The 26,271-nt window shown below is 53.5% G+C and carries 23 protein-coding genes; 16 read left to right on the top strand and 7 right to left on the bottom strand.

Going from position 1 to position 26,271, the window contains the following annotated elements:
* Window positions 1–44: 44 nt before the first annotated feature.
* Both PMI41_RS07340 and gor read left to right on the top strand, forming a co-directional pair.
* Window positions 45–590, top strand: a complete 546-nt coding sequence (locus PMI41_RS07340; protein ID WP_008123330.1) for a DUF2059 domain-containing protein — start codon at window positions 45–47, stop codon at window positions 588–590.
* 118 nt (window positions 591–708) lie between these two features.
* Window positions 709–2,100 carry a glutathione-disulfide reductase gene (gene gor, locus PMI41_RS07335; protein WP_008123329.1) on the top strand — a complete coding sequence of 464 codons (1,392 nt, stop codon included), beginning with the start codon at window positions 709–711 and terminating at the stop codon, window positions 2,098–2,100.
* Window positions 2,101–2,106: 6 nt separating this feature from the next.
* Here gor and PMI41_RS07330 read toward each other — a convergent pair whose 3' ends face one another.
* The 3 genes from PMI41_RS07330 to PMI41_RS07320 all read right to left on the bottom strand — a co-directional run bounded on the left by PMI41_RS07330 (window position 2,107) and on the right by PMI41_RS07320 (window position 3,634).
* Window positions 2,107–2,421, bottom strand: a complete 315-nt coding sequence (locus PMI41_RS07330) for a BrnA antitoxin family protein (RefSeq protein WP_008123328.1) — start codon at window positions 2,419–2,421, stop codon at window positions 2,107–2,109.
* A complete protein-coding gene (locus PMI41_RS07325; protein ID WP_008123326.1) occupies window positions 2,418–2,666 on the bottom strand; it encodes a BrnT family toxin in 249 nt (82 codons plus the stop codon). The genes PMI41_RS07330 and PMI41_RS07325 overlap by 4 nt, the downstream gene beginning before the upstream one ends.
* A gap of 86 nt (window positions 2,667–2,752) precedes the next feature.
* Window positions 2,753–3,634, bottom strand: a complete 882-nt coding sequence (locus PMI41_RS07320; protein ID WP_008123323.1) for an alpha/beta fold hydrolase — start codon at window positions 3,632–3,634, stop codon at window positions 2,753–2,755.
* Window positions 3,635–3,830: 196 nt separating this feature from the next.
* Here PMI41_RS07320 and PMI41_RS07315 point away from each other — a divergent pair, with 196 nt between their 5' ends.
* From PMI41_RS07315 to gltX, 11 genes are all read left to right on the top strand, one after another.
* The gene (locus PMI41_RS07315; protein ID WP_008123321.1) at window positions 3,831–5,210 is read left to right on the top strand and encodes a 3-deoxy-7-phosphoheptulonate synthase class II; all 1,380 of its coding nucleotides are present in this window, start codon (window positions 3,831–3,833) and stop codon (window positions 5,208–5,210) included.
* Between the two features lie 73 nt (window positions 5,211–5,283).
* Window positions 5,284–5,715 carry a GFA family protein gene (locus tag PMI41_RS07310; RefSeq protein WP_008123319.1) on the top strand — a complete coding sequence of 144 codons (432 nt, stop codon included), beginning with the start codon at window positions 5,284–5,286 and terminating at the stop codon, window positions 5,713–5,715.
* A gap of 97 nt (window positions 5,716–5,812) precedes the next feature.
* Window positions 5,813–6,988, top strand: coding sequence for a Na+/H+ antiporter NhaA (gene nhaA, locus PMI41_RS07305; RefSeq protein WP_008123317.1), 1,176 nt, complete (start codon window positions 5,813–5,815; stop codon window positions 6,986–6,988).
* 59 nt (window positions 6,989–7,047) lie between these two features.
* Window positions 7,048–7,467 carry a GFA family protein gene (locus PMI41_RS07300; RefSeq protein ID WP_008123315.1) on the top strand — a complete coding sequence of 140 codons (420 nt, stop codon included), beginning with the start codon at window positions 7,048–7,050 and terminating at the stop codon, window positions 7,465–7,467.
* 61 nt (window positions 7,468–7,528) lie between these two features.
* Window positions 7,529–7,879: a diacylglycerol kinase gene (locus PMI41_RS07295; protein WP_008123313.1), complete on the top strand. Its 351-nt coding sequence runs from the start codon at window positions 7,529–7,531 to the stop codon at window positions 7,877–7,879.
* 52 nt (window positions 7,880–7,931) lie between these two features.
* Window positions 7,932–9,608: an NAD+ synthase gene (locus tag PMI41_RS07290; protein ID WP_040854288.1), complete on the top strand. Its 1,677-nt coding sequence runs from the start codon at window positions 7,932–7,934 to the stop codon at window positions 9,606–9,608.
* Between the two features lie 281 nt (window positions 9,609–9,889).
* Window positions 9,890–11,395: a DUF4173 domain-containing protein gene (locus tag PMI41_RS07285; RefSeq protein ID WP_008123309.1), complete on the top strand. Its 1,506-nt coding sequence runs from the start codon at window positions 9,890–9,892 to the stop codon at window positions 11,393–11,395.
* Between the two features lie 9 nt (window positions 11,396–11,404).
* Complete coding sequence (locus PMI41_RS07280; protein ID WP_008123308.1) at window positions 11,405–12,100, top strand: response regulator transcription factor; 696 nt, start codon at window positions 11,405–11,407, stop codon at window positions 12,098–12,100.
* Entirely contained in the window at window positions 12,097–13,653 is a 1,557-nt protein-coding gene (locus tag PMI41_RS07275) for an ATP-binding protein (RefSeq protein WP_008123307.1), read from the top strand. Before PMI41_RS07280 ends, PMI41_RS07275 begins: the two co-directional genes overlap by 4 nt.
* A 403-nt stretch (window positions 13,654–14,056) precedes the next feature.
* The gene (locus PMI41_RS07270) at window positions 14,057–15,871 is read left to right on the top strand and encodes an ABC transporter ATP-binding protein (protein WP_008123306.1); all 1,815 of its coding nucleotides are present in this window, start codon (window positions 14,057–14,059) and stop codon (window positions 15,869–15,871) included.
* Window positions 15,872–16,164: 293 nt separating this feature from the next.
* A complete protein-coding gene (gene gltX / locus PMI41_RS07265; RefSeq protein WP_040854083.1) occupies window positions 16,165–17,538 on the top strand; it encodes a glutamate--tRNA ligase in 1,374 nt (457 codons plus the stop codon).
* On the opposite strand, the gene PMI41_RS07260 is transcribed toward gltX, so the two are convergent.
* Together PMI41_RS07260 and PMI41_RS07255 are read right to left on the bottom strand one after the other, a co-directional pair.
* Window positions 17,456–18,535, bottom strand: coding sequence for a DUF2865 domain-containing protein (locus PMI41_RS07260; RefSeq protein ID WP_008123304.1), 1,080 nt, complete (start codon window positions 18,533–18,535; stop codon window positions 17,456–17,458). The genes gltX and PMI41_RS07260 overlap by 83 nt on opposite strands.
* Before the next feature lie 66 nt (window positions 18,536–18,601).
* Window positions 18,602–20,899: an NADP-dependent malic enzyme gene (locus PMI41_RS07255; RefSeq protein WP_008123303.1), complete on the bottom strand. Its 2,298-nt coding sequence runs from the start codon at window positions 20,897–20,899 to the stop codon at window positions 18,602–18,604.
* Between the two features lie 203 nt (window positions 20,900–21,102).
* On the opposite strand from PMI41_RS07255, the gene PMI41_RS07250 reads away from it, so the two are divergent.
* Together PMI41_RS07250 and PMI41_RS07245 are read left to right on the top strand one after the other, a co-directional pair.
* The gene (locus PMI41_RS07250; protein WP_008123302.1) at window positions 21,103–21,924 is read left to right on the top strand and encodes a UDP-2,3-diacylglucosamine diphosphatase; all 822 of its coding nucleotides are present in this window, start codon (window positions 21,103–21,105) and stop codon (window positions 21,922–21,924) included.
* Complete coding sequence (locus PMI41_RS07245; protein WP_008123301.1) at window positions 21,914–22,987, top strand: glycosyltransferase family 1 protein; 1,074 nt, start codon at window positions 21,914–21,916, stop codon at window positions 22,985–22,987. Before PMI41_RS07250 ends, PMI41_RS07245 begins: the two co-directional genes overlap by 11 nt.
* Window positions 22,988–22,999: 12 nt before the next feature.
* On the opposite strand, the gene PMI41_RS07240 is transcribed toward PMI41_RS07245, so the two are convergent.
* Entirely contained in the window at window positions 23,000–23,803 is an 804-nt protein-coding gene (locus PMI41_RS07240) for an enhanced serine sensitivity protein SseB C-terminal domain-containing protein (RefSeq protein ID WP_008123299.1), read from the bottom strand.
* Between the two features lie 264 nt (window positions 23,804–24,067).
* Here PMI41_RS07240 and PMI41_RS07235 point away from each other — a divergent pair, with 264 nt between their 5' ends.
* Window positions 24,068–25,270 carry an MFS transporter gene (locus PMI41_RS07235; protein WP_040854276.1) on the top strand — a complete coding sequence of 401 codons (1,203 nt, stop codon included), beginning with the start codon at window positions 24,068–24,070 and terminating at the stop codon, window positions 25,268–25,270.
* On the opposite strand, the gene dgcA is transcribed toward PMI41_RS07235, so the two are convergent.
* Window positions 25,267–26,250 (bottom strand): N-acetyl-D-Glu racemase DgcA, encoded by a 984-nt coding sequence (gene dgcA / locus PMI41_RS07230; RefSeq protein ID WP_008123294.1) that lies wholly within the window; start codon window positions 26,248–26,250, stop codon window positions 25,267–25,269. The genes PMI41_RS07235 and dgcA overlap by 4 nt on opposite strands.
* Window positions 26,251–26,271: the final 21 nt, after the last annotated feature.

Genomic DNA, 26,271 nt, shown 5'->3' with positions numbered 1-26,271 from the left:
GGTTTGGGTAAAACGCATACAACGAAAAACGGAGCGATAAATTCATGAACCGAGCAACTGGCTTTCGCCGCTTGATTGCACCCTTGTCCGTCGCAATCATGCTAGGCGGTGTATTTTCTGCACAAGCGCAAGAAATCACTCCCTCACATTTGGCCGCTGCACGGGCCGCTGTTACTGCAATCAAGACGACCGATCAGTTCGACTCGATTTTGCCAATGGTTGCTCAGCAGCTCAAAGCTGAGCTGATCCAGAAAGACCCAAACCTGGAATCGATCATCAGCTCTGCTGTTGATGAGCAGGCTCTGGCTCTGGCCGCTCGCCGTGGCGACCTCGAAAATGAAGCAGCGCGCGCATATGCGGTTTCCTTTACCGAAGAAGATCTGAATGCAATCACTGGCTTCTATAACTCGCCGGCAGGTAAAAAGCTTCTTTCGGAAGGTCCAATCGTGACCCGTGAGGTCCTCAAGGCTGCTGGTATCTGGCAGCGTGGCATTGCCCGCGATCTGGCCCAGGCTGTTGCGGAGAAGGTCGTTGCTGCAGGTGCGGCGACATCTTCCACCCCAGTGACGCCGGAAGCGCCAAAACCCTGATTTCCCGTATGTATCGTTAGTTGATTTTCAAAGCCCGGTTCGTCCGGGCTTTGTGCTTTTAAATTGCCACCGTAAGGCCCATATAGATGGGCCAGTACAGATTCGGAGCGCTTCTGCCATGACAACCTATGACTATGACCTTTTCGTTATCGGGGGAGGGTCCGGTGGTGTTCGCGCTGGCAGGCTTGCAGGTGCCATGGGCAAGAAGGTTGGCCTCGCTGAAGAATACCGCATGGGCGGTACCTGTGTGATCCGCGGCTGTGTTCCCAAAAAGCTGTTTGTTTATGCCTCGCAATTTCCTGAACATTTTGAAGCCGCAGCCGGTTATGGCTGGAGCGTAGGTGAGACGAAGTTTGACTGGGCTACACTCATTGCCAACAAGGATCGCGAAATCGAAAGGCTCGAAGGACTTTATCGCAAGGGATTAGACAATTCCCACGTAGAGATATTCGACAGTCGCGCGCAACTGATCGATGCTCATACGATTGAAATACTCAAAACAGGCAAGCGCGTCACGGCTGATCAAATTCTGGTGGCTGTTGGCGGTCACCCCAATCCGCATGCAGCATTACCCGGCTATGAGCTTTGCATCAGCTCCAATGAGGCGTTTCATCTTAAAAAACTGCCGGAAGCAATCATTATTGCCGGCGGCGGCTATATAGCAGTGGAGTTTGCCAATATTTTCCATGGGCTTGGCGTAGATGTGACGCTGGTCTATCGCGGCAAGGAAATATTGTCCCGTTTCGATCATGATTTACGGCACTTGCTGCATGAAGCCATGGAAGCCAAAGGCATTAAAATCCGTTGCGGCGAGATTTTGAAAGAGGTCAAGCGCAACCCCAATGGCCGTCTTGATGTGCACTTGTCATCTGGCGATGAACTTCCGGCAGATCAGGTCATGCTGGCTATCGGACGCGTACCGAACACAAAAATGCTAGGTCTTGAAGAGGCTGGCGTTGAAGTAGACGAGATCGGCGCGATCAAGGTTGATGACTATTCCCGCACAAATGTTGCCAATGTCTGGGCAGTGGGCGATGTGACAAACCGCGTGCAATTGACGCCGGTTGCTATTCACGAAGCTATGTGCTTCCTCGAAACTGCCTTCAAAGACAATCCCACTAAGCCTGACCATCACGATATTGCCACAGCCGTGTTTTCACAGCCGGAAATCGGAACTGTTGGGCTTTCGGAAGAGGAAGCCGCCAAGGAATTTGACGAAATCGAGGTCTATCGGGCGCTTTTCCGGCCGATGAAAAACACCCTTTCCGGAGCCAAGGATAGGATGTTGACCAAGCTCGTTGTTGACGCCGCGAGCCGCAAGGTAGTGGGCGCACATATCATTGGGCCAGATGCAGGCGAAATGGCACAGCTTCTCGGTATTACGATAAAGGCAGGCTGTACGAAGGATGATTTTGACCGGACTATGGCTGTTCATCCTACAGCGGCGGAAGAGCTGGTTACCATGTACAAGCCGAGCTATCGCATTGTGAAAGGCGAGCGCATCGACTGAGTGCAGTCAGACCTTCGCCTCTCTCAGCACTTCATTGATCCGTGATTGCCAGCCTCGCCCTGTTGCCTTGAATTTCGCAATGACATCAGGGTCGAGGCGTATTGTTACGGGTTGTTTTGTAATGGCTGAATGCGGCCGACCACGCTTGGCGATTTCCTCGCGGATTTTTTCTGCCAGCTCTGGGAAGACTTCGCGAAAAGGACGGGCGTTTTTAAAGTCTTCTTCAGTCCATTCGGGATTGTCGGAGACTTCATCCCAATCCTTTTGAGAATAGCCCTGACCTTCCTTAAACTCTTGCTGAATATTCTGTTTTGCTTTCATAGCACGAGCGCTCTTTCCTTTGGGTTGGCAGGTCGCATGGAAATGATAGACCAGCCTTCACTACCAAGTTTAAAAAAGATAACTGATATCATCCCGTTATGCAGGTGCCCGATTGCTTGAAGTCGTTGTCTCTTGGCGGGTCGAATAACTGCTCCAAGAAAGAAACCGATATCTAGAGCCAAAAAATCCAGCCCATGCTTTTCAATATTCGCGATACGCTTTGGTTCGTCCCAAATGATTATCATATATTGTACGTACAATAAATAAGAGAAATCAAAATAATGGGATGATAATAAATAGTGTCTTTCAGATTGATAGAGCGACCTTAGTCTCAGGCGGCTTGTGCGGTTGGCCGGCGTATTGCACCGTCAGGCAGTGTGCCATCCAATAACCAGTTCGTAATATCCGGCCACAAGGTTTCGGCTCTGGTTTTACGGAAAAAACCAAGATGGCCGATCTGATCAGTGCGATTGTCCGGCGAAAGCCATATTTCGCGGACGTCGGCATTTGCCAGCCTTTCCAGAAATAAACCCACCGCCCTTGGCGTTCCCCAGGGATCGTCCGCAATCCCCACGCCAAGCACTGGAATCTTTACCGCGCTGAAATGCCTTGCTTCGGGAACTTTGGGGTCTTCAAACAGAAAGTTGGGATTGCGGCACCAACGTGCCCAATCACGGAAAATACTGCCGGGAAGAGCTTCGCCTATACCACTCCATTTGGGAAGCTTTCCAAGAGGATATGTCAGAGGAACACCCAGCAGATTCATTCGAGCAAAGACTGCGAAGGGCTCGGCAGTATTGCGGTAATAACCGGAAAGCGAGGCGAGGGTGGTATATCGCTGAAACTCAGCGGAACGGTTGCAAAGGCCAATCGCGACGCCACCAAAGGAGTGACCAATGCCTGCTATCGGTGCGCCACCAGATAGTTTTTTCAATTGGTCAAGCGCAGCAGGCATATCCAATACCGCCCAATCCTTCATATGAAGGCGAGGCTTCCAGCCCTTTGGAACGGCGGATTTTGCAACGCCGCGATAATCGTAGGTAAGCACATACGATGCGCCAAGCTCGATCAGGCGATTGGCGAAATGCCGGTAAAAACTGTCGGGAACTGCGGCGGCTGAAGAGATCAGGACCGCCGGTTTTTTACCTGGTCCGCTGAAGAGATTTCCGCGCAAGGGAAAACCGTCTGCTGCTTCAAAAGCAATCTCTTGCATCGCTGCCTCCCATAATTACTTTTACGTTAAAGTAATATAAATTTACTCGCGTCACAACGGCCAAATCGGATGAGAGGCTCAATCGTCAACAGGACTGGTATCCCAAGCATAATTGGACTATATGAGCGCCTTCCGGCAAGACCGGAAAATCTCAAACAAACGCTACCAAAGTGGAAAGCAAGTAACAGGTGCAATAATGACCAAGAACTGGACACCGACTTCCTGGAGAGGCAAACCGATCAAGCAGGTGCCTTTTTATCCGGACGCTCAGGCTCTGAGCGATGTCGAGGCCCGTCTTCGGACATATCCACCACTCGTTTTTGCAGGTGAGGCGCGGAAGCTGAAAAAGCAGCTCGCAGCCGTTTCCCGCGGCGAAAGCTTCCTTTTGCAGGGTGGTGATTGCGCTGAAAGCTTTGCCGAACATGGCGCGGACAATATTCGCGACTTTTTCCGTGTATTCCTGCAGATGGCCGTCGTCCTGACTTTTGGTGCCTCGCAGCCAATCGTCAAGGTTGGCCGGATCGCCGGTCAGTTTGCCAAGCCGCGCTCCTCGGACACGGAAACCAAGAATGGTATTGAGCTGCCAATTTATCGCGGCGATATCATCAATGGTACCGAGTTCACCGAGCAGTCGCGTATTCCTGATCCTGCGCGTCAGGAAATGGCCTACCGTCAGTCTGCGGCAACGTTGAATCTGCTGCGTGCGTTCGCACAGGGCGGCTATGCCAATCTTGAGAACGTCAACCAGTGGATGCTTGGCTTCGTTGCGGACAGCCCGCAAGGTGAACGCTATGGCATGCTTGCCCGCCGTATCGCTGATACGGTTGATTTCATGCGCGCCGTGGGCATTACAGCTGAAACCAACGCTCAATTACGTGAGACCGATTTCTACACCAGCCATGAAGCATTGCTCCTTGGCTATGAAGAAGCTTTGACACGTGTCGATTCTACCTCTGGCGACTGGTACGGCACTTCCGGTCATATGATCTGGATCGGCGATCGTACACGTCAGGCGGATCATGCGCATATTGAATATTGCCGTGGCATCAAGAACCCGCTCGGTCTCAAGTGCGGCCCGACATTGGAGCCAGACGATCTGTTGCGTCTGATCGATCTGCTTAACCCTGCCAACGAAGCTGGTCGCCTGACATTGATTGCCCGCTTTGGTCACGACAAGGTTGGCGATCACCTGCCAAAGCTTATCCGTGCAGTGCAGAAAGACGGCCGCAATGTCGTCTGGTCCTGTGATCCGATGCATGGCAACACGATTACTGCCAATGGCTACAAGACACGTCCGTTTGATCGTATCCTCAAAGAGGTCGAAGGATTTTTTGCAGTTCATCATGCCGAGGGAACCTATCCCGGTGGCATCCATATTGAGATGACCGGCAATAATGTCACCGAATGCACAGGTGGTGCGCGCGCCATTTCTGCGGAAGATCTGCAGGATCGTTACCACACCCATTGCGACCCGCGCCTCAATGCGGATCAGGCTTTGGAGTTGGCGTTTCTTGTTGCAGAGCTTCTCAAGAAGGAACGTGACAGCCAGCCACAGAAAATGGCTGCAAACGGCTGATCTCCCGGACGTTTAAAAATTTAATGGCGGTCCTCGTGGCCGCCATTATTGTTTTCAGGAGGCAGGAGAGCGGATGGACAAGAATATTGATGAGATTGATGGTTCGTGCCATTGCGGCGCTGTCCGCTTTCACGTTCGCCTGAAAAATGGCTTGCATGGCGCCAGAAGATGTACCTGCTCTTATTGCCGGATGCGTGGCGCTGTTGCCGTCACCGCCAATGTCGGTGATATCACGATACTCGAAGGCGAAGACGCGCTGACGCTATACCAATTCAATACAAATACGGCCAAACATTACTTCTGCTCGACATGCGGGATATATACGCATCATCAGCGACGCTCAAATCCGCAGGAGTATGGTGTGAACGTTGCCTGCCTTGAAGGTATCAGCCCTTTCGATTTCGAGGAATTGCCTGTCAATGATGGCACGTCTCACCCCTCCGACAGGGGCAACAATGCGGGATCGGGACTTGCAGGAATTTTGAGATTTATCCCGCTCAAGTAGTGCCGCTTTTGCAGAGAATAATTCGAACGCTCACAATCACGTCATAACCAACCGCTTTGGGGTGGAGTTTTAGGCTTTCGGATTCTATCAAGGCAATATGAATACGAAAGCGCCCCGCCGAGCCCGCCTATCCGCATCGTTCCGTTCGTTCATGGCGAGTGAAGCCGCTGGCGGCATCATTCTCATGGTGGTCGCCGCTCTGGCGCTGATTGTTGCCAATTCCCCTTTAAGCCAGGCTTATTTCGACCTGCTGCATATCGATCTTGGAGGGCTGAGCGTTCTTCATTGGGTCAATGACGCACTGATGGCCGTGTTCTTTTTGCTTGTTGGCCTGGAGATCAAGCGCGAAATGGTCAGCGGCCAATTGTCGAACTGGTCACGGCGGGCTTTGCCCGGCTTTGCTGCAGTCGGCGGCATGGTTGTTCCAGCGCTGATTTTCCTTGCGTTCAATGAGGGCGAGACAATGCGCGGCTGGGCCATTCCGTCGGCCACCGATATCGCATTTTCGCTGGGTGTCCTTTCATTGCTTGGGTCACGCGTTCCGCTGTCGCTGAAAGTCTTTTTGACGGCGCTGGCAATCATCGATGACCTTGGGGCTGTCATCATTATAGCGTTGTTCTACTCAGAAGGTTTGAACGTTCCTGCACTGGCCGGTGTTGCCGTGGTCTTTGCCATACTCGTGGCCATGAATCTGATGGGAATGGTCCGGCTCTGGGCATATATCGTGCTTGGCGTCATCCTTTGGATACTGGTCTTCAAATCCGGCATACACGCGACGATTGCAGGTGTTCTACTTGCACTGGCCATTCCCATGAAGAGCGAGAAGGGAGAGGCAGGTTCGCCGCTTCTCAAACTAGAACATGCGATCCAGCCATGGGTCGGGTTTGTAATCGTACCGATATTCGGCTTTGCCAATGCTGGCGTTTCATTCACTGGAGTGTCGCTATCAAATCTTGCTGATCCCGTGCCGTTAGGCGTCGCTGCCGGCCTGTTCGTGGGCAAGCAGCTTGGCGTATTTTCCTTTGCCTGGCTTGCCATCAAAATGCGTCTTGCCGAGCGTCCCGCAGGTTCCAATTGGACGCAAATGTATGGAGTGTCTGTTCTGTGCGGGATTGGATTCACAATGAGCCTCTTTATCGGACTCCTGGCTTATGCCAATTCGCCGATGCTGCAGGATGAAACCAAACTTGGTGTTCTGCTTGGCTCTTTGCTATCAGCACTGTTTGGCGCACTGCTGCTTGTGTTGTCGTCAAAACAATCAGCCAAGGCGTGAACGCGAAAGCGGGTTGAGCAGGATTACTTAAGTTAAGACAATGTATGGAAGGGCAGCTTATGAGCGAAATGCATACCGGCTCGTGCCTTTGCGGCAAAATCCACTTTGAAACGCGCGGTCCATTGCGCGGCATTGTCTATTGCCATTGCTCACAATGCCGCAAGCAATCGGGGCATCACTACGCTGCTACGAATGTCCAGGATGATTGCATCGACATTTCAGGGCGGGAAAATATCAGTTGGTACGAGGCCAGTACGCACGCCAAGCGCGGTTTTTGCAAGAACTGCGGCTCGGTACTGTTCTGGAAGCATAATGACCTTGATTATATTTCCGTCATGGCTGGCGCGTTCGACGATTCTAGCGATCTGAAAGGTGAAGTTCATATCTTCGTTGCCGACAAGGGTGACTATTATGAAATCGACGATGGTCTGCCGCAATACGAGAAGAGCAGCAGCGACATTGTCGTTGCGCCATCCTAAGGATTGACGAAGGCCATACGGGTCTTATAGCTGACTTGTCTAAGATATTCAGGGGCAAGGCATGCATCGGCTGGTAATGGCATTCATCAATTCAATGCGGGCGCTTAGGCATCTTGCAGTTCATGAAAAAGCGGTCCAACAGGAACTGGTGCTGTTTCTGCTCTCCATTCCGGTTGCTGCCTTCGTGGCACCCACAGCACTGGCTTTTCTATTCCTCACCGGCTCCATCCTGTTTCTCATCATGGTTGAAGTCTTGAATACCGGCATTGAGGCTGCCTGCGATGCGGTTTCCCGAGATTTTCATAAGGAAATCCAGATTGCCAAGGATTGCGGGTCACTGGCCGTATTGATCTCGGTTATTCTCGTCGCGACCGTCTGGCTTTACACGCTCTGGCACGTATTTTTCTTATGATACGCACCACGGCGACATTGTTTTTCCATCAACGAAACGATATATGTTCATTATGAGCAAAAATACCGACATTCTGCGTATCGCCATTGCCCAGCTCAATCCTGTACTGGGTGATATCAAAGGCAATCTGGCCAAAGCGCGTGAGGCGAGAGCCGACGCAACCCGGCAGGGCGCTGATCTCATACTCTTCACCGAATTGTTCATTTCCGGTTATCCGCCTGAAGATCTGGTGTTGAAAAAGGCCTTCATCGAAGCATGCGAAAAGGCAGTTCAGGAGTTTGCCAAGGATACCAGCGACGGTGGCCCTGGTGTGATCATCGGCACGCCGCTGCGGCGGGAAACCGGCCTGCACAACTCGGTCATGGTTCTTGATGGCGGAGAGGTTATCGCAGAGCGTTTCAAGGTCGATCTGCCGAATTACGGTGAGTTTGACGAAAAGCGCGTGTTCCAGCAGGGGCCAATGCCCGGTCCGGTTAACTTCCGGGGCGTTCGTATCGGCATACCCATCTGTGAAGACATCTGGGGTGATTTGGGCGTTTGCGAAACACTGGCGGAAAGCGGCGCAGAAATACTCTGCGTCCCGAACGGCTCTCCCTATTACCGTGGTAAGGTCGATGTGCGCCATCAGGTGGCGTTGCGTCAGGTGATCGAGACCGGTCTGCCGCTGGTTTTTGCAAACCAGCTTGGCGGGCAGGATGATCTGATTTTTGATGGTGCTTCGTTCGCCTTCAATGCCGACAAGAATCTCGCATTCCAGATGTCGCAATTCGAAGAGCAGCTAATCGTCACCACGTGGAGACGCGGCAAGGATGGTTGGGCGTGCGGCGAGGGGCCCATGTCGCGCATTCCGGAAGGCGAGGAGGCGAATTATCGCGCCTGCATGCTTGGCCTTCGCGACTACGTCAACAAGAACGGCTTCAAGGATGTTGTGCTCGGCCTTTCCGGCGGTATCGATTCTGCAATCTGCGCAGCTCTGGCCGTTGATGCGTTGGGTGAAGAGCGCCTGCGCGCCGTAATGATGCCCTACACTTACACATCAAAAGATTCGCTGAAGGACGCCGAAGACTGTGCAAGATTGCTCGGCTGTCGTTACGATATCGTGCCGATCTTCGAACCTGTTGAAGGGTTCCTCAAGGCGCTTGGTCCGACATTTGAAGGCACGAAGGAAGGCATAACCGAAGAAAACCTGCAAAGTCGCGCCCGTGGCACGATCCTGATGGCCATCTCCAACAAGTTCGGCTCGATGGTGGTAACAACGGGCAACAAGTCGGAAATGTCGGTTGGCTATGCCACGCTCTATGGCGATATGAATGGCGGCTATAATCCTATCAAAGACCTCTATAAAATGCAGGTCTATTCCATGTCCGAGTGGCGCAACAAGAATGTGCCTGCGGGTGGTCTCGGGCCATCCGGTGAGGTAATCCCGGTCAATATCATCAGTAAGGCTCCTTCGGCGGAGCTGCGCGAAAATCAGACAGATCAGGATTCGTTGCCGCCTTATCCAGTGCTCGACGATATTCTCGAATGTCTGGTCGAAAACGAGATGGGCGTTGATGAAATTGTTGCGCGTGGCCATGAACGCGCAACTGTAGAGCGTATCGAGCACCTGCTTTACATTGCTGAATACAAACGCCGCCAGTCGGCTCCGGGTGTGAAGGTCACCAGGAAGAATTTTGGTCGGGACCGCCGCTATCCCATTACCAATCGCTTCCGCGACAGACAGCAATAGCTACCCATCCATTTGCAGATCACAGACTTGCTCTGTGATCTGCACAATTCCTGCACAAAACTCCTGAAATCCTCCGCATCTAGGGCACGGGGAATCCTTTATGCGTCCGCATAACGGGGCATGCGTCCAATAAATCCCAACATCGGCTTTCCGTTTCCCGCTTTGCCCGCTCGTTTGCTGCGCGATGGCTGGTGGATTGATGATCCAAAGACAGATGCCGGTGCGGTGATAATTCCATTTCGGCGCAGAGCCACTGAAGACAAATCAATCAGGATAAGAGAATGACCGCTTCCGTTTACGCACAAAAATGGAGTTTCCCTGCACGTCTATCGATAGTCATGTTGCTCACTGTCGCGGCAGACTTCCTGTTTTACGATCACTCGGCAGGCATATCGGTGTTCATTTTTACTGCGTTGTTGGCCATGGCAATCACTGTGGTTCACGCAAGAACAATTGCGAAGCGGGGCTTGCTGATACGGTGCACTTTTCTGTTTGCTGGCCTTCTGCCACTTGTTGAGGAAGTCACAGAATTATCGCTACTCATAGCGCTGTTTTCACTGACGGCCTTCGCGCTGTCGATGGCAAAACGTCTGCGTTCCCGCCTGGATGTTGCGACAAAACAAATAATTCGGTTCATTTCGGTCATTCCAGCAAGGCTGATACGCGACATCTTCCGTTGGCGAAAAGCCGTTCGACGTACAGGCACTGGTAAAATCAGGTTCTCTGGCCTCGCCATCTGGCTGATGCCTGTTGTGCTCACGGTTTTCTTTATCAGCATGTTTGGTCTTGCCAATCCGGTCATTGAGCACTGGCTTTCACTGATTGATGTTTGGGCGATATTCAAGCATATCGAGATCATACGCATCATATTCTGGGCCATCATTATCGTTGGCTGCTGGGCATTTATCCGTCCACGCGTACGTCAGCGTGCGGGCCGCAAGATCAGTCTACCACGCTATAAAACCGTCACCACGATTGAGGATGTTGTATTCGGCAAAGCGGCAATTCTGCGCGCGCTCGTAATGTTCAATGTGCTTTTTGTAATCCAGACAGTGCTGGATGGAGCTTATCTCTGGGGTGGCATTGCCCTACCGGACGGCATGTCTTATGCGCGTTATGCCCATAGCGGTGCCTATCCCTTGATCGTCACCGCGCTTCTGGCTGCACTCTTCGTGCTCATTGCCATGCGTCCGAGCAGTGCCAGCGCCGGTGATAAGTATATCCGGCTTCTGGTCTATATGTGGATTGCCCAGAATGTTGTGCTTGTCGCTTCGTCCATATTGCGGCTGGAGCTCTATGTCAGCATCTATTCGCTGACCTATTGGCGCGTTGCGGCTCTCATATGGATGGTACTGGTTGCAATCGGTCTTTTGCTGATCCTTGCCCGCATTGCACTTGGAAAAACCAATGAATGGCTTTGCACGGCCAATCTTCTGACGCTTTTTGCAACGCTTTATCTGTGCTGTTTTGTGAATTTTGCTGCCTTGATTGCCGATTACAACATTCGACACAGCCGCGATCTTGGCGGGGAGGGCGTAGCGTTGGATACTTATTATCTTAAACAGTTGGGACCAGCAGCCGTTCCGGCCATTCGAAAAGCGATGCTTTCGCGAAAAATCAATCTTCCGATGCTCTCAAGCGAATTGGCAAGTATTGTCTACCTTTATGAGCGCTATAATGGCGATTGGCGCGAATGGAGCTTTCGCGGATGGCGACTTTCCAGCTATCTACAGCCTGTTCCATTTATCGTTGATTTTCCCCATCTCGAACGCAACGCATATGAGTAGTACATTGTAATGAGCCATCGCATCCTAGTCGTCGATGACGATCCGCATATTCGCGAAGTCATATGCTTTGCATTGGTGAAGGCTGGTATGACCACGGAAATTGCCGGTGACGGCATCACTGCGCTGCGTCAGTTCGAGAAAATGGCACCGGATCTTATCGTTCTCGATGTAGGTATGCCGGAATTGGACGGACTGGAGGTTTGCCGGGAATTGCGTAAGAAATCCGATGTGCCGATACTGTTCTTATCGGCGCGTGATGAAGAGATTGACCGTATTCTCGGACTGGAAATTGGCGGCGATGATTATGTCACCAAGCCTTTCAGTCCACGCGAACTGACTTCGCGCATCAATGTCATTCTGCGCCGCGCTCGACCTTTGCCAGGTGCGGGCGCGGAGCCGATGTCCATGAGCCATGGGCTTTTGAAACTCGACCCTGTAAGGCGATCCACAAGTTTTTCCGGCAAGGAAATTGATCTTACCTCAATCGAGTTTTCAATTGTCAAAAGCCTGCTGACACGACCAATGCACGTGCTCAATCGCCTTCAGATACTGGACGCAAGCCACGCGGCAAATGTTCATGTGTCCGATCGCACCGTAGACAGTCACGTGCGCAATATACGCGCCAAATTTTCCGCTGCTGGCTGCCCGGATGTGATCGAAACGGTGCATGGTATCGGTTTCCGGCTCGGCCGATGCGGCGCATGAAAGACAAGTTTCGCCCACGTTTGCGTCTGGTGGTGTTGACGCTCTTGCTTTCAGTCATGTTGCTGCCACTTGCCGGACTGTTTTTCTTTAGAATTTATGAAAACCAACTGGTGCGTGAGACTGAGGCTGAACTGATTGCGCAGAGCGCGGTCATAGCAGCCATCTATTCCCAAAGTTTGCGGGAAGCGGCTGTTTCTCCTACTGAATTCGGTGCCATCGTCAGTGCGCGAAATTCCCGAGGGGTGCGCTACACGCCTATCGAGCCTCGCCTCGATCTGGCTACTGATCCCATTCTTCCGAGCCGCCCGGATGCCGTTCCTGCTAGCACAAACCCTCGATTCATGGCGATAGGCGCAGACCTGTCCGCCATTCTTGATGAGACAAAGAGCACCACCTTGGCTGGTATCCGCCTGCTCGATCCAAAAGGCGTAGTGATTGCTGGCGGCGGTGATGTCGGGATGTCTTTTGCTGAGGTAGAGGAAGTTCGCTCGGCGCTTGGCGGGGATTATTCCAGCGTGATGCGCACGCGTATGCTCAACGAGCCTGCGCCATCACTTTATTCGATCAGCCGCGGCACCCGTATCCGCATATTCGTGGCACTGCCTGTTGTTCTTGATAATCGCGTCGCAGGCGTTGTTTATATCGCGCGCACGCCCAACAACATCGTCAAGCACCTTTATAGCGAGCGTGGCAAGGCCGCCTTGGCGGTGGTCGTCATAGTAGGCGCGACACTTCTTATCGGCCTCATTTTTCTGCGTACTATCAGCCGACCGATCTACGAGCTGATGGATCGTACCGCGCGAATTTCCGCAGGCGAGAGAAATGCAATACGTCCGCTTAGCCATCACGGCACGCGGGAAATGGCAGAATTGTCCGAAGCGTTCCTTGATATGGCGCGCAAGCTGCAGGCGCGGTCGGACGCAATACAGACCTTTGCGACGCATGTTTCACATGAATTGAAATCTCCGCTAACCGCAATTCAGGGGGCTGCGGAGTTGCTGCGCGATTCCGGCAATGAGATGGACGAGGCACAACGCCTGCGCTTCTACGATAATATTGCGGCGGATACGCAACGTCTCAATCAGCTTGTGCGCCGCCTGATCGAACTGGCCCGTGCAGAAAGCGCTGACCTGACAACTGAAACCACATCACTTGCACAAGCTTTGCAAAGCGTGAAAGCGCCCGTTAATTTGGCAATTGAAATTTCGCATGGCGGGGAATTGCCGTTTCGCATGTCAGGCGAACATGCTTCCATAATTTTTTCCAATCTTGCAGAAAACTCTGCTCAACATGGTGCGCGTCGGCTTGTTATCGATGCGCGGTCTGAAGATGATGCGATCATCATTACCTTATCAGATGACGGCAGGGGTGTTTCCAGCGGTAACAGGGAGCGAATTTTTGATCCCTTCTTCACGACAAGGCGTGAAAATGGCGGGACGGGCATTGGGCTCGGAATCGTTGCAGCCCTGCTTAAAGCACACAATGGAACGATCAGGCTGGTCGATTCAGCAACCGGCGCGCGTTTTGAAATGATCTTGCCAAAATCAGCCTAGGTCCATGACAACCCATGCATGTCACGTTGTGCTGTAGCTCACGTTCACTGTTGCAATCTGGCCGCACTGGAAGATCAAACCCGCCTGCACAAAAAATAGGCGCTTGGCGTGGCAAAACGATTCGCCTATAAGCCAATCTCCGGCAATTACGACCGGGAGGTTCACGAATGGCAGCTCTCATCATGTCCCCACGGGGCGGCGCCAGTTCCTGATATGTGATGACGGAAAGCATTCAAGCTTTCCTATTGGCTTCACAAGTCAAGAACTCATCGCCGACATTGGCCTTGTCCGTATTCGGCCAAGTCGCCACACCACAATGCCGCACTGATTCACTTTCTTTTACGCGGCATCTTCTTTCTGTAATTCCTATTGAGGCCGGTGCTTTGTGTGCCGGACAATCGTCATGGCTTTTTTACGACTCGCTATCCGAGGCGGAGCTTTCCGCAGCGTTCTCGGATTCACCTGGAAACACTGGAAGGCGCAGCCCGTGCGCCTGTCGCTAACACTTGTTGCCGTGTTGTTTTCGACAATGGCCGATGTGTTGACGCCGCTTTATTCCGGGCGGCTTGTTGATGCTATCGTCAAGGGCAGTCCGCAGGACGAAGTAACGTGGAATGCCGCAATGACGGCGTTCTCCGCACTGATTACCCTGTCTTTCGGGGCAATTGTTCTGCGCTATGTCATCTTCATGACAGTGGTCAACCTGACGCTGAAGATGATGTCCGACATCGCTGCGAATGCATTCTATCGCATTCAGCGTTTTTCGACCGACTGGCACGCAAACAGCTTTGCGGGCTCGACCGTGCGTAAGGTTACGCGTGGTATGTGGGCGCTTGACCTGTTGAATGACACGCTGCTTCTGGCACTGTTTCCTTCTGTAATCATGCTCATCGGCTCGACAGCGTTGATGACGTGGTACTGGCCGGTCATGGGTATCATTGTCGGCCTTGGTTCATTGCTGTTCGTGGTGGTCACGGTGCTGATGTCGCTTGGCTTCGTTGCTCCAATGGCCAGCCTTGCCAATCGCTGGGATACCAAGCTCGGCGGTGCCTTGGCCGATGCGGTCAGCTGCAACATGGTCGTCAAGGGCTTTGGTGCGGAAAGCCGCGAGGATGCCCGTCTTGCCAAGGTTGTTGCCAAGTGGCGTGACCGTACAGCCCGTACGTGGCGGCGCGGTACGATCAACGGAACGACACAGGGTTCGATGCTTCTCATCCTGAGAGGCTCAATGATCGGCGCGGCATTACTGCTTTGGTCAAATGGACATGCGAGTGCGGGTGATATCACTTTCGTGCTCACCTCGTTCTTTATCCTGCAGGGCTACTTGCGTGAAGTTGGCATGGACATTCGCAATTTGCAGCGTTCTGTCAATGACATGGAAGAGCTGGTTGATATTCAGAGTCAGCCACTCGGTATTGATGATCGGCCCGGCTCCAAGCCGATTCAGATCACCAATGGCAAGATCGAGTTCGATAATGTGACGTTCCATTATGGCGCACACAGGCTACCGCTTTACGACCGGTTTTCGGTAACGATCCGGGCAGGTGAGCGTGTTGGTCTGGTCGGGCATTCCGGCTCGGGCAAGTCCACATTCGTCAAGTTGATCCAACGTCTGCACGATGTGCAGTCTGGTCAGATCAGGATCGACGGGCAGGATATTGCCGATGTCAGGCAGGCATCGTTGCGCCAGCAGATCGCCATTGTGCAGCAGGAGCCGATCCTGTTTCACCGGTCGCTGGCGGAAAACATTGCCTATGCGCGGCCAGGAGCAACGCAGGCTGAGGTGGAAGAGGCTGCTCGTCAGGCAAGTGCGCATGATTTCATCATGGGCTTGCCGAAAGGCTATGGCACGCTTGTTGGTGAGCGTGGTGTGAAGCTTTCGGGTGGCGAGCGCCAGCGCGTTGCCATTGCCCGAGCATTCCTTGCGGATGCGCCGATTCTTATTCTGGACGAGGCGACTTCAAGCCTCGATTCAGAGTCAGAAATGCTGATCCAGCAGGCCATGGAACGCCTGATGCTAGGCCGGACGACATTGGTGATTGCTCACCGGTTGTCGACCGTTCGCTCCCTCGACCGGCTTCTGGTCTTCGACCATGGCCGCATCGCCGAGGAGGGCAACCACGAGGCCTTGATAGGGCTCAAGGGCGGCATCTATCGCGGTCTGTTCGAACTGCAGGCGATGGAGCTGACCAAGGGCCTGATGCTTCAGGACAGCTAATAGCGGCGACCACTTATCTCTCCCCTTGTGGGAGAGATAAGTGCAAGAGAAGCGTAGTGCATAAAAATTGCATTCGGGTCGCTGCGTGGTTCGACGGGGCTCACCATGAGGAAGGTTGTTATTTGCAGGGAGTTGTTTCCGCAAGGTTTGCAACTAATACGCAATCAACCACTTTCCTCATGGTGAGCCCCGTCGAACCACGCAGCGACCCGAATGCCGATTATATCTGCCCTAGGAGAGAGGACATACCAACCCATATTGCCATTCCACACAGCATCCGATATTCCCCGATCATGACCCCAATCGTACGTTTTGCACCATCACCCACCGGCTATATCCATATTGGCAATACGCGCACCGCCTTGTTCAATTGGCTGTTTGCGTTGAAAAATGGCGGGCAAATGGTCCTGCGATTTGACGACACGGATGTCGAGCGGTCCAAGACCGAATATGTCGAGGCTATAGCCGAGGATGTGGAATGGCTCGGTATCAAGCCTTTCCGCGTTGAATATCAGTCGAAGCGTTTTGCCGAATATGCTGCTGCAGCTGAAAAGCTGAAGGCTGCCGGTCTGCTTTATCCATGCTATGAAACCGCCGAAGAGCTTGATCTGAAGCGCAAGCTTCGGCTCGCGCGGCGCTTACCACCGGTTTATGGTCGCGATGCGCTGAAACTGTCCGACGAAGACAGGGCGAAACTGGAAGCTGAAGGCAAGCGCCCGCATTGGCGTTTTCTCCTGCCAAATTTCAAGGATGATCCTTTTGCCCCTGTACGCACCGAAGTGCACTGGGATGATCTGGTTCGCGGTCCGGAAACCGTCGATCTCGCGTCGTTGTCGGACCCTGTGCTTATCCGTGAAGACGGCACCTATCTTTATACATTCACGTCTGTGGTCGATGATATCGACATGGATATTACTCACATTATTCGCGGCGACGATCACGTCACCAATAGCGGCGTCCAGATTTCCATATTTGAGGCGATGGGCGCAAAATCACCTCAGCTCGGTCATCACAATCTGCTGACCACTGCGAGCGGCGAGGGCCTTTCCAAACGCACCGGCGCATTGTCGGTGGGTAGCCTACGGCGTGCCGGCTACGAGCCCATGGCGGTTGCCAGCCTTGCAGTGCTGACAGGTACATCTGAAAATGTCGTTGCCATGCCTGACATGGATGCGCTTGCTGCGATTTTTGATCCGGCGGCTACATCGAAATCATCTTCGAAGTTTGATCCTGCCGATCTTGATGCGCTGAACCGCACGCTCATCCACGCTATGCCGTTCTCCGAGGCAAAGGAAAGGCTCTTGGCGCTTGGTATTGATGGCAGTGACGCCGAAGCATTCTGGCTGGCTGTACGCAGCAATCTTACCTTCGTCTCGGATGCATTGCAGTGGTGGGAAATTGTCAGGAATGGCCCTGCCGGCGATGAGTCTTTAACCGATGAAGATCATGATTTCATTAGTGCAGCCTTCGACCTCCTGCCATCCGAGCCATGGAGCCGCGAGACTTGGAAAGAGTGGACGGATGCTGTGAAGACGCAAAGCGGTCGGAAGGGCAAAGGCTTGTTTATGCCTTTGCGTATTGCGCTTACGGGCCGGGCTTCCGGTCCTGAGCTTGCGGATCTGTTGCCCCTCCTTGGTCGGGAAGGAACGTTGGCCCGACGACCCTGACCTTGCGGTTTGGATCGATAGGCTTGTCCTCGCTCAAGGGTTTTGGCAAAGGCGCTTCAGCCGCAGCAGGCTTTCCCAATTCAATGATCGAAGAGGGCTTTTCCTCTGCTTTCGGGGCTGGCAACGCAGGTTCTGCCTTTGTCTGAACCGGCTGCTCTTTTGGCTTAGCTGGTTCTGTCACTGCTGGCTTTGCCGGCTCGACTACCGGGGGCTTTGCCGGCTCGGTTGGCGCTGGCGCAGTCGGCAATGGCTCTTGCTTCGTCACCGCAGGTTGTTGCGGGTCCACAGCGATAATCGATGGCGTTTTGGGCGTAGCAGGCTGGGCTGGTGCTGGCGGTGACACCGGCTTTGGCGGCTGTTTTGCCAGTTCGCGCGGGTTGCCCATGGTCGAGAAATTGCCAGCGGTTTTCTGGCATGTGCATTGCGGCGTGCCATTGGCACCTGCCTTGCGGAATTTGAACGCGTTCGGCATATCCCGATACGCCTGACCGCCCAGCGAAATCATTGCTTCCGGTCGCTCTTCGCCTGTCGGCTTAAAGAACAGCTGCGCACCGGGGCACTGGGCCTGACATTGTGCCTGATCCCGCGGAAAGTTTTCTGCCCCAGTCTCATAGGTCAGCGGGAAGTAATAGCCGTCGCAAGTGCGCACGCACATGGTTTGATATTGGCCCCCTTCAATAGGAACCGGAATTGATCCCGGGCCAACAGATTGCGGCTCACGCCCCCCATAAATTTCGTAAGAGCCGGGTTCTTCTTCGTCCAGTCGCGGCAAATCCCGATACTGGTAGTCATTTATCGGGCAATTATTGGCATCAAGTGCCGCTTCAATGCGATCCCGGCGCAAGTTGAATTCATACTCATCCAATGTCGGATCATTGTTCAACCTGTCCAGACGGCTTTGCATGCGCGCGCAATTGTCGCTCTGCGCACGGGACAACCCTGTTGCCGCCAGCAAAGCGGCAAATGCGGCAAGAATGATCAAGGGTGTCCGGAGCATGGATGGTCTCATATTGGAGTGTTGATGAAACCATCCACGATCATGCGGCAGCAATAAGACGAAGGTCTATTCCACCCGCTGCGAAGCTTCTACTACGGCCAATGCCGTCATGTTGACGATACCGCGCGATGTTACCGAAGGCGTCAGTATATGGGCTGGCTTGGCGGCTCCGAGCAAGATCGGGCCGACGTGCAGCGCATCCGTAACAGTCTTGACGACATTCAGTGTGATGTTGGCCGCATCAAGATTGGGGAATACCAGCAGGTTGGCTTCATCCGTCAGCCGTGAGTGTGGCAGCACACGCTCCCTCAGCACTTGCGAAAGCGCGCTATCACCGTGCATTTCGCCATCCTGTTCAAGTTCTGGCGCCTTCACACGCAGGATTTCAGATGCGTTGCGCATTTTGGCAGCGCTTTCGGAATCGCGAGAGCCGAAGTTCGAGTGCGAGAGCAATGCAGCTTTTGGTTCGATACCGAAGCGGCGGATTTCGTTTGCCGCAAGCACGGTCTTTTCAGCAATCTCTTCCGCGCTCGGATCGATATTCACATAGGTATCGGTCAGGAAGAGCACACCGCGCTGCGAGATAAGCAGGCTGAGTGCGGAGAAGTTGCGAATACCTTCCGACTTGCCGATAATCAGCTCGACATTGCGCAAATGCCGCTCAAAACGGCCTTCCAGTCCGCAGATCATGGCATCGGCTTCACCGCGCACGATTGCCAGCGCAGCAATCACCGTACCGCTGGCACGGACCATTGTACGTGCAACTTCCGGTGTCGTGCCGCGCCGTCCAGTCAGGCTGACCAGAAGATCGACATAATCGCGGTAGCGTGGATCATCTTCCGGATCGATGACGTCAAAATCTTTCCCGAGCTTGATTTTAAGGCCATAGCGTTGAAGCCGTGTTTCGATAACTTGAGGGCGTCCGATAAGCGTTGGAATGGCAATGCCTTCTTCGAGCACGACCTGCGCTGCACGAAGCACGCGCTCATCTTCACCATCAGCGTAAATGACGCGCTTCTTCTCCGCGGTTTTCGCTGCAGTGAAAATCGGCTTCATGATGAGGCCGGAACGGAAAACAAAGCGGTTGAGCCGATCAAGATAGGCGTCGAAATCTTCTATGGGCCGTTCGGCAACACCCGTTTCCATCGCAGCCTTTGCCACTGCTGGCGCAATGCGCAGGATAAGACGTGGATCGAAAGGCGAAGGGATCAGATAGTTGGGGCCGAATGTCGGTGTTTCGCCGGAATAGGCGCGAGCGGCAACATCGGATGGCTCTTCGCGGGCAAGCGCCGCAATGGCCTGTACCGCCGCCATTTTCATTTCTTCGTTGATGGCACTTGCACCGCAGTCCAGTGCCCCACGGAAAATATAGGGGAAGCAAAGAACATTGTTTACCTGATTGGGGAAGTCCGACCGGCCCGTGCAGATCATTGCGTCAGCGCGAGCAGCGCGCGCTACTTCCGGCATGATTTCCGGATTAGGGTTGGCAAGCGCCATGATCAGCGGGTTTGGTGCCATCTGCTTGAGCAGTTCAGGCTTCAACACGCCCGCTGCCGATAGACCAAGAAACACGTCTGCGCCGCCAATGACATCAGCCAGAACGCGCGCATCGGTCTTCTGTACATAAACGGACTTCCAGCGATCCATAAGCGTGTTGCGGCCTTCATAGACCACACCATCAAGGTCGCAGACCCAGATATTCTTACGATCCGCGCCAAGCTTGACGAGAAGGTTCAGACAAGCAAGCGCAGCCGCGCCAGCGCCGGAAGCAACGATCTTGACCTTCGATAGGTCTTTGCCCGCCAATTCCATGCCGTTGATGATTGCGGCAGCAACAATAATCGCTGTGCCATGCTGATCATCATGGAAAACCGGAATGTTCATCTTCTCGCGAAGCTGCTCTTCAACTTCGAAACATTCAGGTGCCTTGATGTCTTCAAGGTTGATGCCGCCAAAGGTTGGCTCCAGAGCTGCGACGACATCAACGATCTTGGTAATTTCCTGCGCATCAATCTCAATATCAAAAACGTCGATATTGGCGAATTTCTTGAAGAGAACCGCCTTGCCTTCCATGACCGGTTTGGAGGCGAGAGGTCCGATATTGCCAAGACCGAGCACCGCAGTACCGTTTGACACCACTGCAACCAGATTGGCGCGGCTCGTATAATCGGCGGCCGTAGACGGGTCCGCATGGATGGCAAGGCATGGTGCGGCAACACCCGGAGAATAGGCGAGGGCAAGGTCACGCTGGTTGCCAAGCGGCTTGGTCGCCTGAATTTCCAGCTTACCCGGCATGGGAAAGCGATGATAGAACAGTGCGCTTTCATCAAGTTCTGAATTGCCGGGTGTATTGTCCTGAGCCATGAAGTGGTTCCTTCCGGAGTATCCGTCTGCGTCGTCGGTCTGAAATTCACGTGTCCATCTGAGGCATAAATGAACCCAGATTTGATACAAGTCTTTATCGCGTAAGTCTGCAATTTTCCTTGCCGTCATAAGACTGTGACATGAATCGGGTTTGTGTCGCGCAGAAGACGCATATGCGTCAGCGCGATACGGAGATCCGCATCATGGTCGAGGTCGAACCCAAAAAGTTTCGCACGCTGTTTCTGTCCGATGTCCATCTTGGTTCCAAGGGTGCCAAGGCCAGCTTTTTGCTGGATTTTCTGAAACACCATGATGCTGAGACAATCTATCTTGTCGGCGACATTGTCGATGGTTGGCGTTTGCGCCGTTCATGGCACTGGCCGCAGGAGCACAATGATATTGTACAGAAATTGCTGCGCAAAAGCCGCAAGGGCGCGACTATTCATTACATTGCCGGCAATCATGATGAGTTCCTGCGCGATTTTCAGGGTACGCATTTTGGCGGAATAGAAGTCACGGACCGGATGATGCACGAGACGGCCGATGGCCGTAAATTCCTTGTGATACATGGCGATCAATTCGATGTCGTTGTCCGCAACGCCCGTCACATCGCATATCTTGGTGACTGGGCCTATGACGCAGCGCTTGCCATCAACACGGTGATGAACAAGGTGCGCCGCCGTCTCGGACTGCGTTACTGGTCATTCTCTGCGTGGGCAAAATTTCGCGTCAAGAAAGCGGTCAATTTCATTGGCTCATTCCAGACTGTCGTTTCTGACGAGGCACGCCGCATTGGAGCGGATGGCGTCATTTGCGGCCATATTCACCACGCCACCATCGAACAGATCGACGGCATCGAATATATCAATACCGGCGACTGGGTGGAAAGCTGCACGGCTATTGTCGAGCATTTCGACGGCCGGATGGAACTTCTGTCGTGGACACATCTCATCAGCGAGCAAGCCGGTTTTGCTCCTGTGATCCAGATTGCCGACAAACGGCCAAAGGCGGCGAATGCGGCGTGACGAGGTAAAACGGCTCGTCATCGTTTCGGATGCTTGGCATCCGCAAGTGAATGGCGTCGTGCGGACCTTGACCAAGGTGCGCGAGGAAATGGAAGCGCGGGGCTTCGAGGTGACGATCATCTCTCCCGCGGATTATCCCTCAGCGCCTTGCCCTACATATCCGGAAATCCGGCTTGCGCTGACACTGCCATCCGCTGTCAAGGCGCGCATTGAGGCGATACAGCCCGCCTATGTGCATATCGCCACGGAAGGCCCACTTGGCATGATGGCGCGCCGCGCCTGCATCAAGAATAACTGGCGCTTTACGACCAGCTTCCATACCCGGTTTCCCGAATACCTGCGCAAGCGCCTGCCTGTACCATTATCATGGTCCTACGGCTGGTTGCGACGCTTTCACAATGCCGCCGAATCCTGCTTGGTGCCGACGCAGTCGATCCATGACGAGTTGGTCGCACGTGGATTTGAGACCTTGAAAGTGTGGACGCGCGGCGTTGATCGGCAACTGTTCCGACCACGACCAGATGTCGATTTGCATTTGCAGCGCCCGGTTTTCATCTGTGTTGGCCGCGTTGCCGTCGAGAAAAATCTGGAAGCGTTTCTGTCACTGGATTTGCCGGGTACGAAGTTGATCATTGGGGATGGTCCTGATCTCGATAATCTGAAGCGCCAATATCCAAAGGCTGTCTTTGCCGGGAAACATGAAGGCGAAGCACTGGCGAGATATTATGCCGGCGCTGATGTCTTCGTCTTTCCGAGCCGCACCGATACATTCGGACTGGTGCTGCTTGAAGCCATCGCCTCCGGATTGCCGGTGGCGGCCTATCCAGTGCCGGGATCGAAAGACGTTATCGATGCCACTGGTGCTGGTGTCCTATCGGAAGATTTGGGCGAGGCGGCAATGGCAGCTCTGGCCATGGGCAATGTTGATCCGGAAACGACCTTGGAAGGATTTAGCTGGAAAGCCTGCGCCGATATATTCGAAAGTATCCTGACAAGGATCGGCGTGTCCCGCGAAGTTCCAGGACATATGGCCAAGCCCGGTCGAACTATTTCGGTGCGGTAATTTCGCTTGGCTCTAATGAGTCTGAGCAGGTTTAAGCCGAATGCCGACACCTTCGGCCTCGCCATTGTTCTTTACGATAATATCAACAGGAAGCCCATTCAATTCAGCGTCGTGCAGTACATTGGAAAGCATTTTGCTTACTTCATCCGCAGGCTTGGACGACCGGACATCAATATACCATGACCTTCCGTCGATTTCCGGCCAGATTGCCAAGGCAAACCATGCCTCTGAAATTTCTGGCTCGCTGTCCAGCGACCTTCGCAAAGCTTCTATAAGCTGCTCTGGAGGTTCGGAAGGCGTGCCCAACATAATTTGGGTGGCTTTTTCGATTGTACGCCGCACCGGCAGGCCGAGCAGAGCAGCTAAAGCTTCTGGCGTCCAGTGTACCCCATAGGCGAGGCCGGGGTTAAGCACCGCGCCATCGTTCACCAGAATTTTCAGAAGATCGGCACCACTCATCCGCATAAATCCGGTACCCGTGCCGAAAACTTCTGCAATTCTTGCTTCCGAGGAAAAGACAGCAGGTATTTGACCGCCGTCGGGGCGATTGACCGTGCGGATATGCAAGTTTTCCGAGGTCTGTATTGTCCGTAACCTTGAGTTTTCGGGAGCTTCGGGCGTGGCAATGAAAAGATCGCCGTTAAGCATTTCCTGTTGAAATTCATTGCGCTTTGATGCGTCATCAGCCGCGAGAACCAGCAATTGCTCAAGCTCGTTTTGCGGTGTGAATTCGCTTTGCGCATTCGGCAAGCCTGCGCCCGATTCTGGTTTTTCTGGCGCCTGTTCCTTCGAGGTGGATTGTTGCCCTCCAAACACGGAGGAAAGCCTATTCAGGAATTTTCTCATAACTGATAAATGGCGGAATATTATCGGTTGATCAATCTAGCAAGAATGAAGGGTATACACGCGGCCTGTGGAACCAATCGCGTTTTTGTATAAACATCAGGACTGCAATGATTTTATGTGCTTAGCCAGTTCTGTTTCTATGAACTGGTTGAAATTCGTGCTAATCGCGAATCTCAAGGCGACGCATGGTTGCGATTCTGCCTGACAATCTCCGAACTTCCGAAAGTTCCACCAATGACAGCCGCCGTTGCGGATTTAAGCCAAGGCAAACCGTCTCGCTTCGAGCTGCGGATAGCATTGACCTATTTCGCTATTTTCATGTCGAGTGGTTTGCACTTGCCATATTTTCCGCTCTGGCTTGAATATCGTTCGCTGACACCAACGGAAATCTCCATCGTCCTGTCGATGCCGCTGTTTGTACGGGTTATTGCGGCACCGTTGGTTTCGATGCTTGCAGACCGGTCCAATGATCGCGCGCATATCCTCACCATGTGCACGGTTCTGGCGGTTGTTGTCGCCGCGTTCTATTTTGTGCCCTTTGGTTTTGTCGGCATTCTCGCAGTGTCGCTGTTGCTGTCGCCGCCATGGACATCGCAAGTGCCGGTGGCCGATACAATTGCGTTGTCTGGCGTCCGGCGCTACGGGGCTGATTTCGCCAAGATGCGCGTTTGGGGCTCAATTTCATTCCTGCTGACATCATTTGTCGCTGGTATGTTTATCCAGCGTTTCGGCGAGCATATCATTCCGTGGGCTTTGCTTGGCGCTCTTTTGCTGGCATGTGGTATGAGCTTCATCGTGCCCCGGATAGGCAAACCACGCCGCCTTTCGCCGCTTTCCGATGTAGATATAGCTGATGCGGGCAGGGCGCTGCGCCGTCCCGCTTTCGTCACCTTTCTTATCGCCACAGGTATTACTCAGGCGAGCCATGCCTATGGCTACAGTTTCTCGGCAATCTACTGGAAATCGATTGGCATAGAAGAAACCGTTATCGGTGCTTTCTGGTCCATTTCCGTTGTCGCGGAAGTGATCATGTTCACCTGTTTCCGGCGCATCTTCGGCAATTTTCATCCGGCAAAAGTGTTGATGATCGGATCTGCCATTGCCATGTTCCGCTGGGCGGTATTTCCGCTGATTGAGCCTGCTGGGCTTGGCGTCGGCGGATTTCTGGTTGTCCAATGCCTGCACTGCTTCTCTTTCGCCCTTTCATTTCTCGGCATGCAGAAAATGATCGTCCTGACCATTCCCGAAGAACGGGGCGGAACGGCCCAAGGGCTTTCGACATTTTTCATCGGCACATCGCTGGCAATCGCCACCATGGCATCGGGGCCGCTCTATGCGGCTACCGGCATCTATGGTTTCTACGCAATGGTGGTGCTGGCTGCGATTGGCCTCTTCCTCGCAGTCGTTTCATTGAAACTCGAGCGGAGAGAAGCTTAGCCCCACAGTTCGGGTTTTGGTGGCGAAACCCGGCTTCCAGTGAATTCAAGCCCCGGCGCGCGGTCCTCTTTGAGGATCAGCGGCCCATCCAGATCGACGAAATCCGCGTCCTGTGCCACGATCACGGCTGGTGCCATGGCCAATGACGTTCCCACCATGCAGCCGACCATGATACCAAAGCCAAGCTCCCGCGCGCGTTTCTGCATGCGTAGCGCTTCAGTCAGTCCGCCGGTCTTGTCCAACTTGATGTTGATGCTGTCATAGCGACCGAGCAGCATATGTAAGTCATCAGTGCCGTGGGCGCTTTCATCAGCGCAGATTGGCACAGGATGCGGTATCTTCGCCAGGATATCGTCATTTCCTGCAGGCAATGGCTGTTCGATAAGCACTACGCCTGCCTTGGCGCATGCCAGCATGTTTTCCACGATATTTGCGTCGGTCCAGCCCTCATTGGCATCGATTATGATGCGGCTTGAAGGGGCAGCCTCGGCCACAGCACGAATTCTTTCGGCATCGTTCTCGCCGCCAACCTTGACCTTGATCAAGGGTCTGTCGGCAAGGCCCCGCGCCGCATCTGCCATTGTCGAGGTATCGCCGAATGACACGGTTACGGCGGTTGTCAGGTCATGCAACTCGTTCAGGCCCAGTATGGAAGTTACGCTTTTACCAGCCTGTTTGGCCTCCAGATCCCACAGGGCACAATCCACCGCATTGCGTGCGGCACCGGCATGGATCAATACGGCCAGATCATTGCGAGTCGCGCCTTTTGTCAGAGCGTCGCGCAATGTTTCAATTTCCGCGACCACCGATTCTATGCTCTCGCCATAACGGGCGTAAGGCACGCACTCGCCCCGTCCACGGTGAACCCCATCAGTCACAGTGCAAATGACAACTGCTGCTTCAGTTTTGGAACCTCTGGAGATTGTAAACGTTCCGGCAATCGGCCAGCGCTCTACCGCTATATCCAGATTAATCATCATTGTTTGCGCCTTAATTGTTCA

Source organism: Phyllobacterium sp. YR531 (genome assembly GCF_000282595.1).
GTDB lineage: Bacteria > Pseudomonadota > Alphaproteobacteria > Rhizobiales > Rhizobiaceae > Phyllobacterium.
Note: the sequence above shows the minus strand (reverse complement) of the source record. Positions and strands in the feature narration are given on the sequence as shown.